We start from the raw sequence: 14,888 nt of genomic DNA, 5'->3' as shown, positions 1-14,888 counted from the left end.
TTCCGTTGAATTCTGACCATGCGCGTCGACCGTTTCCTCAGCAATCTGCCCCGCTACAACCGTCAGCAGGTTCGCCTGTTGCTGGTGGAAAAGCGCGTGCGGATTGACGGAAAAATCGTCAGCGACCCGCACAGTGAGGTGCTGGAATTCAGCCGGGTCGAAGTCGAAGATGAGGTGCTGCAAAGCGGCAAACAGGCGCGCTATTTCATGCTGCACAAACCGCCGGGTTGCGTCAGCGCCACCCGCGATCCGCAGCATGCGACCGTGCTCGACCTGCTCGATGAACCGGACAAGGAACAGCTGCACATCGCGGGGCGTCTGGACTTCAATACCACCGGGCTGATGCTGATCACCAACGACGGCGCCTGGTCGCGGCGACTGACGCAGCCGCAAACCAGAATGCCGAAGGTCTATTACGTCGAAACCGAGCAGGACATCGACGCAGGCTACGCGCTGAAATTTGCCGAGGGGATCTACTTCGCTTTCGAGGATCTGACCACGCAACCGGCGCATCTGGAGCTGCTCGGTCCACGCTCGGCGCGGCTGAGCATCGTTGAAGGCCGCTACCATCAGGTCAAGCGCATGTTTGGTTTCTTCAACAACAAAGTGCTGCGCCTGCATCGCGAATCCATCGGTGAACTGGCCCTCGACCACGCGCTAAAACCGGGCGAGTACCGCGTTTTACGCACCGAAGAGATCCATTTGTTCTAAGCCCGCTACCGCTCAGCCGAAGTTGTCGAACAATTTACCAACCGCACTTGCGTGATCCTGGCTCCCCTGCTTGAATCAGGACGTCGGGCGAAATGTGACCGATTAGTCACCACATACTTCCAAGAAACTTTTTGTCGGTCGTCTGCCCTTAGGGGCTGCGCCTCAGCCGGCAATCTGCCCGCCAATAACAACACCCGTCGACCTGCCGTACCGGATCGACATGGGCCAGCACATTCCAGGCGTATGCCTACCTGTCACAAAGCTCGTGCAATCTCGATTGCGCGCATACCCGCTTGCTTGCCAGGAGTCTTATGACATGAGGCCAGAAATCGCTGTGCTGGATATACAGGGTCAGTATCGGGTTTACACGGAGTTCTATCGCGCAGACGCCGCAGAAAAGACCATCATTCTGGTCAACGGCTCGATGGCCACGACTGCGTCGTTTGCACAGACCGTGAAAAACCTGCACCCGCAATTCAACGTGGTCTGCTACGACCAGCCCTACGCGGGCCGGTCAAAAGCCCACAACCGGCATGAGAAACATCTGACGAAGGAAGTCGAAGGGCAGATTCTTCTTGAGCTGATCGACCACTTTGCTGCCGAGCACGTGCTGTCCTTCTCCTGGGGCGGTGCGGCAACATTGGTCGCCCTCGCCCAGCAGCCCCGGCGTATCGAAAAAGCCGTGATCAGCTCGTTTTCACCGGTGATCAATGCGCACATGCTTGATTACCTCGAGCGCGGCGTCGACTACCTCGGCAGCCGCGACGGCGACCGGGTCGGCCATCTGGTCAACAACACCATCGGCAAACACCTGCCGTCGCTGTTCAAACGCTTCAACTATCGCCACGTCAGCAGCCTCGCCGAGCATGAATACGGGCAGATGCACTTTCACATCAACGACGTGCTGCACAGCGACCGGCAGTGCTATCTGAATGCGGCGAAAAAGATCAACGTGCCGGTGCTGTTTCTCAACGGTGAATGGGACGAATACACCGCCGCCGAGGATGCGCGACTGTTCGGCAACCACGTTGCCCACAGCAGCTTCACCACCCTGCAAGCCACCGGGCACTTCCTCGACATGGAGCACAAAGCCGCCTGCCGCGACAGCCAGAACGCCCTGCTCGGCTTTCTGAAACCCGCGCCGCAAGCCAGCCGAACGCGCTACTCGTTTGTGCAGGATCAACATGCACTGGCCATTTGAAACCGCGTCATCGCGGGCAAGGCTGCAAGCCTGAGGTGCCTTACTGCACCGGCGGACCACTTGCTCGCGATCGACTGATTTCTGCGTGGCAAAGCCATGACGAAGAAAAGAAAACTTCAAATCCGTGGCCGAGTCTGGTACAAAGTCAGCCGCTCTGAGCGGGTATAGTTTAGTGGTAGAACGAAAGCTTCCCAAGCTTTAGATGAGGGTTCGATTCCCTCTACCCGCTCCACCGAATATTGATCTCGCGTTGGGTTGTCTGACGGGGGATGCAGGAATAGAAAAACCGGCCTTGATGACCGGTTTTTTTGTGCGCGGGATTTCACGCGTATTCGCGGCAAAGACTTTCGTGGAAAGTGTGAGCCCTACCTCTTGGGTTTACTTCTCGAAATCCTGATGCAGCTTCGCCAGTACGTTAAAGATCGGTTCCCCGGCTTTGTGTGGGACATTCAGTCGAGTGAATACCTTCCTCCAGTCGGCGAGCGCAGCGAGAGTCTGCTCGATGTATTCTTCGGCCTTGAGGTATTAGTAATCCCTGCAGATCTCCATGATCCGCTTGCGCGGCCACCGAAGTCAGCGGCCCGCGACTTTATTCAGCTCACCAACCTTGGCGCCGTCTTTCAAAACATTCAGCGCTTCTGTTTGTTTGAACGGCTTGATCATCAGCGCATCCCTCTCTTGCGCCTGGCATTCTTCAGCTCATCCAGCGAGCCCGGGTGCTCAGGTTTGAACAGTTTGGTCACAGCGTCGAGTTCATCAAGCGCAGTGGCGATCAGGATCAAAGCCTCCAACGTCACGAGCCCGGTCGCTTCGAATCGCTTGATGGTGGATTCGGAAACCCCCGCCTTTTCTGCGAGCGTCTTGCGAGCGTCCTCAAGGGAGCCAGGGTGCTATTCAACATCGGCGGGAATAAATATCGAGTGATTCTGGCGATCGACTACCAACGGCAACTCGGCTTTATTCGCTTCGTTGGGACTCACGCTCAATACGACCAGATCAACGCGGAGACCGTTTTATGAACATCAGACCCATTCGTAGCCCGGAAGACCTGAGCGCAGCATTGCTGCGCATGGAACAGCTGTGGGGTGCAGAAATCGACTCGCCGGAGGGCGATGAGTTGGAAATTCTCGCTCTGCTGATCGAAAAGTATGAGGAGCAGCATTTTCCGATGCCGCCTTCTGATCCCATTGAAGCCATCAAATTTCGTATGGATCAGCAAGGTTTGACACCGCGGGATCTTGAGCCCTTTATTGGCACAAGTGGCCGCGTTTCGGAGGTGCTGAACCGCAAACGCAAGCTGAGTCTGGCGATGATCAAACGTCTGCACGATGGCTTGCGTATTCCTTATGAATGCCTGCTCGCCAGTGTCTGAAGAAAATATATCGCACGAAAAACCGGTCGCAACGACCGGTTTCTTTTTACCCGGAAATCAACGCCGGCTAACCCACCGGCACCACATTATCCAAAACCTGATTCACCGCCAGTTCGCCCAGCTTGACGACCTGGGCGATGCCGAGCAGGGTTTTGCGCTGGCTGCCGTCGAGCAAGGCAGCGAAATCGCCGAGCATGACGCTGGCCGAGCCGAGGGATTCGCTGGCATTGACCAATAGCGACTCGGTGTCGGTGCTCGGGTTGACCTGGAACATGCTGCTGGTCTGGTACGGCGGTGAAGTGGTTTTCGGTGGGATGAGATAGTGGTCGAGGGCGCGTCCGGCGGCTTCGTGGAGTTTTTTTGAGTCGAGGGACTCGTACGGAGAGGCCGGGTCGGTTTCCGGCGGATTTGGCGTTACCTTGAACATGGAATCTTCCTGTAGTGGTAACTGCGACCATCCCGCTGCTATACGAAAGGGTGGCAGCTGTACGCAAGTTAGCAGACCGGTAGGAAGTCCAAAACCCGGCGCACCCGAGGGTGCCATGCGCACAGCCACCATCAAGTGCAGGCGAAGCCTGACTGGAAGGTACATGTGCAACCGTTGGTCAATGCTGGCCGGGCTGCTAAACCCGATCACTGGAAATCAGTGACGCGAACCAAGTTACCGACCGCCCTCCAGGCGCACAAGCCGGCGGATTCTGGCGTACCGGTAGGCAGCGGCGCAAGGATTTGTAGGCATCGGGACGTAACGCGATTCGACTTTAAACAGCCATGGCGCACCACGTGTAAAAGCGCTGGGAAAAGAGAAATTTCTCCGACACATTCAACGCAAACGGATTGAAAGGACACCGTCAACATGACGCAAAACATCTACGATGATCCCGAGTTCTTCCACGGCTACAGCCAGATGAATCGCTCGATCGGCGGCCTCGATGCCGCCCCGGAATGGCCAGCGCTCAAGGCATTGCTGCCGGTCATGCACGGTCTGAATGTGGTTGATCTGGGGTGCGGGTATGGCTGGTTCAGCCGCTGGGCAGTCGAGCAAGGCGCGGCCAGCGTGCTGGGGCTGGACGTCTCCGAGAGGATGCTCGACCGCGCACGGCAATCGACGACCGTCGCGAATGTGCGCTATGAACGCGCCGACCTCGAACACCTCGCCTTGCCCGCCTGCAGTTTCGACCTCGCCTACAGCTCGCTAGCACTGCACTACATAACAGATCTCCCGGGGTTGTTCGCGCAGCTGTATGCCGCACTCAAACCGGGTTCGCATTTTGTCTTTTCAATTGAACATCCGATTTTCATGGCGCCACGCAATCCGGGTTGGCTGATCGACAACGAAGGTCGCAAGCGCTGGCCGCTGGAAAGCTATCAGATGGAAGGCGAGCGGGTGACGAATTGGTTGGCCGACGGCGTGATCAAGCAGCATCGGACCGTGGGCACGTTGCTCAATACGTTGATCGCAGCGGGTTTCAATATTCGTCACGTCAATGAGTGGGGACCGAGTGACGAAGAGGTCGCAGCGCAACCGGCGTTGGCCGAAGAACGCGAGCGGCCGATGATGATGCTGGTGGCAGTGCAGCGATGATCGGGTTTCATGCTCCGAAAGGCCCCTCACCCTAACCCTCTCCCGGGGGAGAGGGAACCGACCGGGTTGCTTTCGAGAGATGCGCCGACCTGAGATAACGTGGCGAACTCAAGAAACTTAGAGGCGTGATTCAGCGAGTCGCAACAATAAACAAACGCGGAAACGGCAACAGCACCGAGCCGTCGGCCAGCTCTGGATAAGCCTCTGCAACCACCGCGAGATATTGCTGCAGATACTGCGCCCGCTCCTCCTCGGTCAACGGGCTCAGAAAAGGAATCAAACCACTGCCCTTGAACCACTCAACCACCCCCGCCGCTCCGTCCGCCAGTGGATGATGATAAGTCGTGCGCCACACATCGACCCGCGTGCAGTGCGGCCGCAGCATCGAAAAGTACTCGCTGGCACTTGCCATGTCGGTACGCTGTCCCGCAGCGCCTGCAAGCTTGCTCGCCCACGGTCCATCCGCAGCGACTTCGCGCATCAAGCGGTGGGACGGTTCGTTGAGGTTGTCCGGCATCTGGATCGCCAGGCTGCCGCCCTCTGAAAGCTTGCTCGCCAGAGCCGGCAGCAACGAATGGTGATCAGGCACCCACTGCAACACCGCATTGGCGAAGATCACATCGAACGGACCTTGGTCAGCCCATTTGTCGATCTCGGCCACCTGAAACTGCAAATCTGGCAAGCGCTTGCGCGCGGCGGCAATCATGTCTGCCGAACTGTCGAGGCCACTGACCCTTGCCTCAGGAAACCGCTGCACCAGCAACCCGGTGGAATTGCCCGGCCCGCAACCAATGTCCACCACCGCCCGCGCCTGCGCCGTGGGTATTGCCGCCAGCAGATCACGGGCCGGGCGGGTGCGTTCATCTTCGAAAGCGACGTATTGCTTGGCAGACCAACTCATTGCGTTCTCCTGTCGGGGCGTTCAATTGCTTTTCACGATACAGGCAGCATGAAAAGCAATTCCAGTGCGAGCGTTGCAAGAGGTGTCTGAGTGAATGGTCGACTCTCCATCAATCGTAATAGCCGACAGTTTTTTTCAGATGATCCGAGAACTCATAGATGTCATCCACCGAATTGATCGCATGCCGGGTCTCGTTTTTTTCTTCATCGAAGATGCCGAGATACTTTTGTGATCGATTGAAATGCAAACGGCAGATCGGTTTGCGATTGTTATCGTCCAGCAAGATACCGAAATAGCTCTGCGTATCGCGCTGAACAATGCGCTTGGCATCAACGACAGATCGAACCAACGCCCGAACGATGTGATAGCCCTCCAGCTCTTCCAGCGTCGTTAAAACCTTATCATCTGATTCGTCACGCGGATCTACCGGATCAGTTCCGGCAGGAACTGACGGGAGGGAGGCCAGCGCTGGCTGGATAGCGCCGCTCATTGCCGATTTGAGCCGATCATTGATCTGGTCATTCAAAAATTGCCCGACAGCTTTTCTGGTCAGCTCGTGAAACTGGTCGCGCACTTTCTGTGTGATCACGCCGTCATAAACCCGAGAAGCGAAAACCTTTACAAAGTCATCGTCTGGCTTGCTGACCTGCGCGGCGAGGACCTTTTTGATTTGGCTGACATATTTCAACTCCCCCGCTGCGTTGATGATGGAATCAACATCAAAAGCTGACTTCGTCAACTTCACCAACTCGGGGACTGAATACTCATCAATGTCCAACAAATCCAATTCAAGGAACGGTTTCTCGTCCATTTTATTCGGCGCATCCAGATCGGTGAAAAACTTATAGACTTGGCCGTTGGTAAGAATGGAGATTCGAGCGCTGGTGACATGGAAATAGCGGAACAACTGTGAGGCGTGATTGATGTGCAACGGTTCACCGATTTTTTTGCATTCAATCAGAATCTGCACCTCCCCCTCTTTCATGATCGCGTAGTCGATCTTCTCGCCTTTCTTGGTGCCGATATCGCAGACGAACTCGGGGGTCACCTCGGTCGGGTCAAAAACGTCATAACCCAGAACCGTGCTGATAAATGGCATGACGAATGCATTTTTCGTTGCCTCCTCAGTCTGGATCGCAGCGCTCTGCAAGCGGACTTTTGCGGCTAGGCTGGCTAACTTTTCGAAGAATTCCATGAGGCGCCTCTTACGGGTTTCTATCCGTGGAATGAGCTAATGGCAGTTTGACTGCCACTTGATACTAGTCTCAAACCTCCACAATGAAAGGTGTCCATATAGAAGCCTTGGATTGGCGAGTCCTGCCCGACGTATGAGTGAGCGAGGAAGTTGTAAACAGAATTTTCAGCGCAACGCCGATGTCTGAATTTCAGGCTCCCAAAACAAGGACTTCCATCATGAAATTCGCCAAGATTGCCCAGAAACTTGCCCTGTGGGCCGGTAGCCCGAAGACGTTCATGGGGGCGTTGATTCTGATCGGGTTGTGGGGGTTGAGCGGGCCGATTTTTGGTTACAACGACACGTGGCAGCTGATCATCAATACCTCGACGACGATCATCACGTTTCTGATGGTGTTCCTGATTCAGAACACGCAGAACCGCGATACCGACATTCTGCATTTGAAACTCGATGAGCTGCTGCGGGTGAACAAGGAGGCGCAGAACGCGATGCTCGGGCTGGAGGCGCTGGATTTGAAACAGCTGGAAGCGCTGCGCCGGCATTACCGCGCACTGGGTGAGAATCAGGTGTTTGATCTAGAGGGGCTGGGTGACAAGAGCAAGCCCAAGCAGGATTTGAACGAGTGCTGAACAAATCCAGGGTGTAAACACACTCGTGGGAGCGAGCCTGCTCGCGAAGATGGATGGTCAGTCAAAACCTCATTGACTGACACACAACTTTCGCGAGCAGGCTCGCTCCCACAGGGCACGCATCGCATTTCAACTGAAGGTCTCGGTCGCGTTGCAATAATGCAGCGAACTCAGCGACTGGCCTGCAACGCGCGGGCCTTCTCCAGATGACTTTGCAATTTCGGCAAGGTCTCATCGGCAAACGCTTTGATCTCAGGCACGTCGGTGGTCTGTGCCTGTTGTTCGATCTGGGTAATCGCCTCTTCGGTGGCTTTGACCTGACTGGCGGCATAGGCCTGATCGAAGGTTGCGCCGTCCTTCACTTGCGGCATCAACTCTTTGGCCTTGTCGGCTAGTTCCTCGCGGGGCGCCACCGGCAGGTCGAGTTTCTTGGCGATTTTCGCCAGATGCTGGTTGGCCGTGGTGCGGTCGTTGATGACGACGATGGTGTAATCCTTGACCTCTTTCGATTCGGTCTTGCCGTGGGCCAGACGGCTGGCTTCGATGTCGGCCATGCCTTTGGCGGAGGCATCGTTGATGAATTCGGCAGGCGACTGGGCGAATGCAGTGCTGGCGCACAGGCCCAGCAGGGCTGCAAAACTGACGTTACGTAAACGGGTGGCCATCCGGCTCATGGTCGCGCCCTCCTTCGTGGAAAATTCAAGCGGGCCGTGTTTCTCCCGCTGCTCAAGATATCGCGGCGGACAAGCGTCCGCCTCAGTTAGTAATGCTTTGACGGTCAAAGGTTTAGAAAAACTGCCCCAGGCGCGACGAACGGTGCTTGCTCAGCATCAGCCCTTGTTCGGCATCAACCCCGGTAGCGCGTGCACCAGCGCATTGATGGCAAAACCGATAAACATCACGCCGCACAAACGGGTGATCAGCAGTTCGTGACGCTGATACACCGTACGCACTCGTTGCGCGCCAACCACACCGATAAGAATGGCGTAAGCCAGCGCACCGCCGATGAAACTCAGGGCGATCAGCGCCGGCAGCATTGACCAGTTGAGCAATTCGGCGCGGCTCGACAGCAGCGCGGTGAAGGTCGCCACCGCTACCGGGTACGCCTTGGGATTGGTCAGGCCGAAGACGATGCCGTGCCAGAACGGCTGGCGCGCCGCGCCCTGCGCTTCGTCGCCATTGCGACGCTGGGCACGCACCGCACGCCAGCCGAGCCAGAACAGGTACACCGCACTAAGCACGCCGAGCACATCAAATGCAGTGCTGCCGATTTCCCGCGCGCCAACAATCGCCACCAGCGCGGTGCTGCACCAGATCACATCGCCGAGCAGGTGCCCACAGAGAAACCCCGCCCCGGCCCGCCGCCCGTGCGCCGCGCCAATCCCGAACACCGCCAGCACACCCGGCCCCGGCGTGATCCCGTAGATGAAACCCGATGCCAGAACGGCCAACAGCAATGATGGAGTCATGGAAAACCTGCAAGCGCCAGAATACGTGGCACAAAGTCTATATCAGGCGATCACGTCCGATCACTGCGCGTCGTGAAAACGCCAGTCACATGCCCTTGAAACCTTGCGGCAACACGTACGTTTTGCCGTCGTAGCGCAACGTGGTCAGCACTGGCTTTTCGTGGGTGGTCTTCATTTCGCAGCTGTCAGGTGGTCCCTCACCGGCCAGGCCCGTGGTGACTGAGCGGACAATGATATCGGCATAACCATGGGCACCGGTTTTGCCCATCTCGAGCGTGCGCACCGTCTCCGAGCGCTCGCCCGCGCAGTTGCCATCCCATTCGCCGCTGAAGCTGTAGACGACCAAGCGATCCAGCACCGGGCGCAACTTGTCGCCCTCTTTCACATAGAGCGACAGCAACGTTTCATCCAGCGGATTGACGCGTGAGGAGCCTTTGAAATGGGCGCGTACGCCGAATGCACGCAGGTCGGGCGTGAGTTTATAGCGCGCGGTATCCAGTTCCAGACTCTCCAGCGCGATGGCATCGGAGAGAAACGCCGACGGCTGATGATAGGTCGCCAGCGGTTGGGCACTGCCTGCCGAGATGACGGCCAAATCGAGATTGTATGAACCCACCCTGCCGCCGTCGGCATTGACGGGATCGGGCACGAACGTCGACAGCGCGGTAATCGTCAACTGCGAATAAGCCGGCCAGTCCTTGCACAGAGAAAAATCCGCTTCCCCGCTGATCGCAGGCGGCGTGCAATCGGCCCACGCCTGCCCAGTCATTAACCATCCGTAGAGCACCGCAGCGCTGATCCACATGGACTTCATTGTCAATTCCTGCTCCTTGAAGATATTTCCAGGCGAGCACTATCCCTTTCTGCATCGGAGGATTCAACAGATCAGGCCAGCCAGTCTTCTCATGCGTCTGAAGTCGGAATTCGCGAGCAGGCTCGCTCCCACAGGAAAGCGCATTCCAAATGTGGGAGCGAGCCGACTGGCGAAGGCGTCATCACGGACGCCGCCAATCTCAATACTTGTCCAGCGTCCGCAACTTCTGCGGCAAGCCCCACAACAGCAATGCTGCAGCAATCAGCGCGGCGACGCCGATGACGTACAGCGCCGGGGTGGTGCTGCCGGTGAGGTCCTTGATGCGTCCGACCATGACCGGGCTGACGATCCCGCCGAACTGCCCCAGGGTATTGATCACCGCGATCCCGCCTGCCGCGCCGGCACCGGCACCTGCGAGCAACTTCGGTGGCAGGGTCCAGAAGCTCGGGATCGAAGCGATGATGCCCGCACCGAGCAGCCCGAGCGCGACGATCAGGAATGTCGTGTGGCTGGCGAAGATCCCCGCGCTGAAGAAGCCGATCGCGCCGACGATCACCAGCCCGGCGACGAACTTGCGCCGCTCACCGGTGGCGTCTGACAAGCGTCCGATCACGACCATGCTGATCGCCCCGCAGATGTAGGGAATGGCGGTCAGCAGGCCGATCATCACCGGGCTTTCGGTGCCGGCGCTGCGGATCAATTGTGGCGCCCAGAAATTCAGGCCGTAGGACGCGACCTGGATCAGGAAGTAAATCAAACCCAACGTCAGGAAACCGGGGATTTTCAGCGCCGCGAGCAACGAGCCGCCGCTTTTGTGCGGCTCGTGATGGGCGATGCGGCTGGAAAGCAATTTCTTCTCGTCAGCGGTCAGCCAGTGCGCATCCTCGATGCGGTCTTTGAGCTGGGTGAGCACGAGAAAACCGAGCGCGATGCACGGCACGCCACCGAGCAGGAACAGCCAGTGCCAGCCGCGCATCTGCAATACGCCGTCGAGGTGTTGCAGCACCAGCCCGGAGAACGGCGCGCCGACCAGTCCGGCGAATGCCGAGGCGAGAAACAGCATCGACGTGATGCGGCCACGGAAGTGCTGTGGAAACCACAGCGTCAGGTAATACAGCACGCCGGGGGCGAAACCGGCTTCCATCGCGCCGATGACGAAGCGCAGCGCATAGAACTGCCATTCGCTGTTGACGAAGACCATCGCCGCCGTTGCCACGCCCCACGACATCATGATCCGCGCAATCCAGCGCCGTGCGCCGACCTTGTACAGCATCATGTTGCTCGGCACTTCGAACAGCACGTAACCGACCACGAACAGCCCGGCGCCGAGGCCGTACGCGGTGTCGCTCAGGCTCAGGTCGGTCTGCAACTGGAATTTGGCGAAGCTGATGTTGATGCGATCGAAAAAGGCGAACAGGTAGCAGACCATGATCAGCGGCATCAGGCGCCAGGCGACTTTGCTGACCAGGGCTTTCTCGGCGTCGTGATCGACGGACGGACTCACGCCCGCCTCCATTACATTGAGGCTCATAGCTTTTCTCCAGGCGGACTGCCGATGGGCGTCCGATTGTTTTTGTTGTCTGGTATGCGGTTTCAACTGTAGGAGTGAGCCTGCTCGCGATGGCGGTGTGTCAGGCAACCTATGCGGCGCCTGATACACCGCTATCGCGAGCAGGCTCACTCCTACAAGGGATTGATGTGTATCAGGTGGGGATCGGGTGCAGGTCGCAGTTGCGCCCGGCCTTGGCCAGTTGGCCGGGGACTTCGTGGCCTAACAGATCTGGCAAGCCGCGCGAGAGTTTCAGCAGCAACGGCAAATCGATCCCGGTGGGAATGCCGACTTCCTCGCACAGATTCACCAGGTCTTCAGTGCAGATATTGCCCGACGCCCCCGGCGCAAACGGGCAACCACCAAGACCACCGAGCGCCGCATCGAAGCGCCGTGCGCCGGCCTCGTAAGCGGCCAGCACGTTGCACAAACCGAGGCCACGGGTGTTATGGAAATGCAGGGTCAGATCGGCCGGCGAAACCCGCTGCAGAACACGCCGTACCAAACGATCCACCTGACGCGGATTGGCCATGCCGGTGGTGTCGGCGAGGCTGATGCCCTGAATGCCGAGCTCCTGATAAGCGTCGACGATCTGCAGCACGCGATCCTCGTCAATCTTGCCTTCGAACGGGCAGCCGAAGGTGGTGGCGATGCTGCCGTTGAGGCGTACACCCGAGCCGCAGACAAACGCGACGATGTCAGCGAACGCTGCCAGCGAATCCTCGCAACGCATGCGCATATTCGCGAGGTTGTGGGTCTGGCTGGCGGACATCACCAGATTCAACTCATCGGCCTTCGCCGCCACTGCCCGTTGTGCGCCTTTCAGATTGGGGATCAGCGCCACGTAGATCACCCCCGGCTGGCGCTGAATGCCGGTGAACACCTGCTCGCCGTCACGCAGGGCCGGGATGGCTTTGGGCGAAACGAACGAGCCGGCTTCGATGCGGCTGAATCCGGCCTGCGACAGTTGATCGATCAGGGCGATCTTGTCAGCGGTTTCCACCCAGGTCGGCTCGATCTGCAAACCGTCGCGGGGCGAGACTTCCTGGACGATCAGCTGGTGCGAATAGTCAGTGATCATTGCACGACCCCTTGGCCTTTCAGGCGTTCGATATCGAGTTCAGTCAGGCCCAGCCCGGCCAGAATAGCGTCGGTGTGCTGGCCCAGTTTCGGCCCGGACCAGTTCACCCCGCCGGGGGTCTCCGAGAGCTTGGGGACGATGCCGGGCATCTTCACTGTTGCGCCACCGGGCAATTGGGCATTGAGCAGCATGTCCCGCGCCTGATAGTGCGGATCGGCGACGATGTCGGCCACCGAGTAGATGCGCCCGGCCGGCACTTCGGCGGCTTCGAGGGCAGCCAGAACTTCGTCGATCGGCAGGCTGCTGGTCCAGTGGGTGATGGCCGCATCGAGCAATCCGCTCTTGGCGGCGCGGCCGTCGTTGTGGGCGAATTCTTCTGCGTCGGCCAGATCGGCGCGGCCGATGGTGTGCATCAAGCGCTTGTAGATTGGGTCGCTGTTGCCGGCGATCACCACGTAGGCACCGTCGGCGGTGAGGTAAGTGTTGGAGGGCGCGATACCCGGCAAGGCGCCGCCGCTGCGTTCGCGGACATGACCAAGCATGTCGTATTCCGGCACCAGACTTTCCATGACGTTGAACACGCTTTCGGCCAGCGACACATCGACAATCTGCCCGCCGCCCTGCCCGGTCTTGACCCGCAACAACGACATCAGCGCGCCGATCACCGCGTGCAGCGAGGCGAGCGAATCGCCGAGGCTGACGCCGACCCGCGCCGGTGGCGAATCGGGATTGCCGGTGGTGTAGCGGATGCCGCCCATGGCCTCGCCAATCGCACCGAAACCGGGCCGGTCGCGGTACGGGCCGGTCTGGCCGTAGCCAGAGATACGCACCAGGGTCAGGTTCGGATTCAGCGCATGTAGCACGTCCCAACCCAGACCGAGTTTTTCCAGCGCGCCGGGGCGCAGATTTTCGATGATCACGTCGGCGTCGCCGGCCAGTTGCTTGACCAGTTCGATGCCTTCAGTAGATTTGAGGTTGAGTGCCAGGGATTTCTTGTTGCGCGATTGCAGGTACCACCACAGCGACGTGCCTTCGTGCAGCTTGCGCCATTTGCGCAGCGGGTCGCCCTGGCCCATGGCTTCGATCTTGATCACCTCGGCGCCGAACTCGGCAAGCATGCGCGCGGCAAACGGCGCGGCGATCAGGGTGCCGATCTCGATCACTTTGATCGCACTCAAAGGGGCAGTCATCGCGGGGTACCTCTTGTTCTTGGAATAGGTGGCCAAGGCTAGAGGAACGATGATTGGACAATCCAGCCGTCTCTCGGCAATGAGCGTTCGCGAAATGCGAATGCTCCAGAAAGTTTCGGTGACCTCAGGTCAGCCATCGCGAGCAGGCTCACTCCTACAGGTTTTGCGTCGCCCACAGATTTGAGTTCACCCAAATCCCCTGTAGGAGCGAGCCTGCTCGCGAAGAGGCCATCAGCCGCAATGAAGATCTACGGCGCACGCAAATGCTCAAACAACATTCGGCTCACCGGCGACAATCCCGCTTCATCGCGCACCACCACTATCAGCGCACGGTCCGACCAGGCATCGGTCAGCGGCACCGCGTGCAATCCCAGTGCCTGACCAAATAACTCATAGGCTCGCTGCGGCAGAATGCCGATGCCCATGTTCGCCTGCACCATCCGGCACACCGCATCGAATCCCGGCACATGAATGCGGATGCGCAGAACTTTGCCGGCCTGTCGCGCCGCCGCATGGGTGCGCATGTTGATCGAACTGGCCGCGTGCAAACCGACGTAGTCACTGTCGAGAGTTTCGTGGAAGGTCACCGATTCGCGCGTCGCCAATGGATGCTCCGGGAGCATCACCACCACCAGTTTGTCCTGGCGGTACAACACGCTGTGCAGGCCTTTGGTATCGCTGTCATCGGAGCAGATGCCGAGGTCCGCGACGCCATCGAGCACGCCCTGAATCACCCCGGCGCTGGGCCGTTCTTCGAGGTCGGTCTTGACCTGCGGATGCTGCGCAGAGAAGTCACGCAAGTCTTCGGGCAGAAACTGAATGATTGCTGAAAGATTGGCCAGCATGCGCACGTAACCGCGCACCCCGTGGCTGTGCTCACCCAGCTCCAGGCCCATTTTTTCCACGTTGAAAAGCATCTGTCGCGCATGGTGCAACAGGGTTTCACCGGCCGCGGTGAGGACCATGCCTTTGGCCTGGCGCACGAACAGTGCGATGCCCAGCGCCTCCTCCAATTCCATCAGACGCTTGCTCGCCGCCGACACCGCAATGGCTTCGCGCGCGGCCGCACGGGTCAGTGTGCCTTCCTCGTGGACGGCGACAAAAAGTTGCAGGGTGATCAGGTCGAGGCGGCGGATCAGGCTTTTTTGCAGCATGGGAGACTCGAAGACAGGTTCATTCGAGTCGGCAGGA

The 14,888-nt window shown here is 58.7% G+C and carries 16 protein-coding genes and 1 tRNA gene; 7 read left to right on the top strand and 10 right to left on the bottom strand.

Going from position 1 to position 14,888, the window contains the following annotated elements; all coding sequences use genetic code 11:
- Positions 1-18: 18 nt before the first annotated feature.
- From LIS66_RS06530 to LIS66_RS06510, 5 genes are all read left to right on the top strand, one after another.
- The gene (locus LIS66_RS06530; RefSeq protein WP_227973842.1) at positions 19-711 is read left to right on the top strand and encodes a pseudouridine synthase; all 693 of its coding nucleotides are present in this window, start codon (positions 19-21) and stop codon (positions 709-711) included.
- 316 nt (positions 712-1,027) lie between these two features.
- Entirely contained in the window at positions 1,028-1,912 is an 885-nt protein-coding gene (locus LIS66_RS06525; protein WP_041478884.1) for an alpha/beta fold hydrolase, read from the top strand.
- Between the two features lie 158 nt (positions 1,913-2,070).
- A tRNA-Gly gene (locus LIS66_RS06520) sits at positions 2,071-2,144 on the top strand.
- A 484-nt stretch (positions 2,145-2,628) separates the two neighbouring features.
- Positions 2,629-2,931, top strand: coding sequence for a type II toxin-antitoxin system HigB family toxin (locus LIS66_RS06515; RefSeq protein WP_227973841.1), 303 nt, complete (start codon positions 2,629-2,631; stop codon positions 2,929-2,931).
- Positions 2,928-3,284: a helix-turn-helix domain-containing protein gene (locus tag LIS66_RS06510; protein WP_042608155.1), complete on the top strand. Its 357-nt coding sequence runs from the start codon at positions 2,928-2,930 to the stop codon at positions 3,282-3,284. The genes LIS66_RS06515 and LIS66_RS06510 overlap by 4 nt, the downstream gene beginning before the upstream one ends.
- 67 nt (positions 3,285-3,351) lie before the next feature.
- Here LIS66_RS06510 and LIS66_RS06505 read toward each other — a convergent pair whose 3' ends face one another.
- Positions 3,352-3,711, bottom strand: coding sequence for a DUF6124 family protein (locus LIS66_RS06505; protein ID WP_042608156.1), 360 nt, complete (start codon positions 3,709-3,711; stop codon positions 3,352-3,354).
- Between the two features lie 429 nt (positions 3,712-4,140).
- On the opposite strand from LIS66_RS06505, the gene LIS66_RS06500 reads away from it, so the two are divergent.
- On the top strand, positions 4,141-4,869 hold the full coding sequence (locus LIS66_RS06500; protein WP_064362611.1) for a class I SAM-dependent methyltransferase: 729 nt from the start codon (positions 4,141-4,143) through the stop codon (positions 4,867-4,869).
- 130 nt (positions 4,870-4,999) lie between these two features.
- Here LIS66_RS06500 and tam read toward each other — a convergent pair whose 3' ends face one another.
- Both tam and LIS66_RS06490 read right to left on the bottom strand, forming a co-directional pair.
- The gene (gene tam, locus LIS66_RS06495) at positions 5,000-5,770 is read right to left on the bottom strand and encodes a trans-aconitate 2-methyltransferase (RefSeq protein ID WP_227973840.1); all 771 of its coding nucleotides are present in this window, start codon (positions 5,768-5,770) and stop codon (positions 5,000-5,002) included.
- A 109-nt stretch (positions 5,771-5,879) separates the two neighbouring features.
- On the bottom strand, positions 5,880-6,965 hold the full coding sequence (locus tag LIS66_RS06490; protein WP_083353380.1) for a type I restriction endonuclease: 1,086 nt from the start codon (positions 6,963-6,965) through the stop codon (positions 5,880-5,882).
- Positions 6,966-7,183: 218 nt separating this feature from the next.
- Between LIS66_RS06490 and LIS66_RS06485 the strand changes: the two genes are divergently transcribed.
- Positions 7,184-7,594, top strand: coding sequence for a low affinity iron permease family protein (locus LIS66_RS06485; protein ID WP_016771301.1), 411 nt, complete (start codon positions 7,184-7,186; stop codon positions 7,592-7,594).
- Between the two features lie 170 nt (positions 7,595-7,764).
- On the opposite strand, the gene LIS66_RS06480 is transcribed toward LIS66_RS06485, so the two are convergent.
- The 7 genes from LIS66_RS06480 to LIS66_RS06450 all read right to left on the bottom strand — a co-directional run bounded on the left by LIS66_RS06480 (position 7,765) and on the right by LIS66_RS06450 (position 14,851).
- Positions 7,765-8,268 (bottom strand): DUF4142 domain-containing protein, encoded by a 504-nt coding sequence (locus LIS66_RS06480; protein ID WP_227973839.1) that lies wholly within the window; start codon positions 8,266-8,268, stop codon positions 7,765-7,767.
- A gap of 156 nt (positions 8,269-8,424) precedes the next feature.
- Positions 8,425-9,063: a LysE family translocator gene (locus tag LIS66_RS06475; RefSeq protein WP_042608161.1), complete on the bottom strand. Its 639-nt coding sequence runs from the start codon at positions 9,061-9,063 to the stop codon at positions 8,425-8,427.
- Between the two features lie 85 nt (positions 9,064-9,148).
- Complete coding sequence (locus LIS66_RS06470; protein WP_227973838.1) at positions 9,149-9,883, bottom strand: hypothetical protein; 735 nt, start codon at positions 9,881-9,883, stop codon at positions 9,149-9,151.
- 193 nt (positions 9,884-10,076) lie between these two features.
- The gene (locus LIS66_RS06465) at positions 10,077-11,408 is read right to left on the bottom strand and encodes an MFS transporter (RefSeq protein WP_083353383.1); all 1,332 of its coding nucleotides are present in this window, start codon (positions 11,406-11,408) and stop codon (positions 10,077-10,079) included.
- 172 nt (positions 11,409-11,580) lie between these two features.
- The gene (locus LIS66_RS06460; protein WP_227973837.1) at positions 11,581-12,507 is read right to left on the bottom strand and encodes a hydroxymethylglutaryl-CoA lyase; all 927 of its coding nucleotides are present in this window, start codon (positions 12,505-12,507) and stop codon (positions 11,581-11,583) included.
- On the bottom strand, positions 12,504-13,697 hold the full coding sequence (locus LIS66_RS06455) for a CaiB/BaiF CoA transferase family protein (protein WP_227973836.1): 1,194 nt from the start codon (positions 13,695-13,697) through the stop codon (positions 12,504-12,506). Before LIS66_RS06455 ends, LIS66_RS06460 begins: the two co-directional genes overlap by 4 nt.
- Before the next feature lie 248 nt (positions 13,698-13,945).
- On the bottom strand, positions 13,946-14,851 hold the full coding sequence (locus LIS66_RS06450; RefSeq protein ID WP_227973835.1) for a LysR family transcriptional regulator: 906 nt from the start codon (positions 14,849-14,851) through the stop codon (positions 13,946-13,948).
- Positions 14,852-14,888 lie beyond the last annotated feature (37 nt).

Origin of the sequence: Pseudomonas sp. HN2, assembly GCF_020736465.1 — a bacterium.
GTDB lineage: Bacteria > Pseudomonadota > Gammaproteobacteria > Pseudomonadales > Pseudomonadaceae > Aquipseudomonas > Aquipseudomonas moraviensis_A.
The sequence above is the reverse complement of the archived record's forward strand: the minus strand, read 5'-3'. Positions and strand labels throughout refer to the sequence as shown.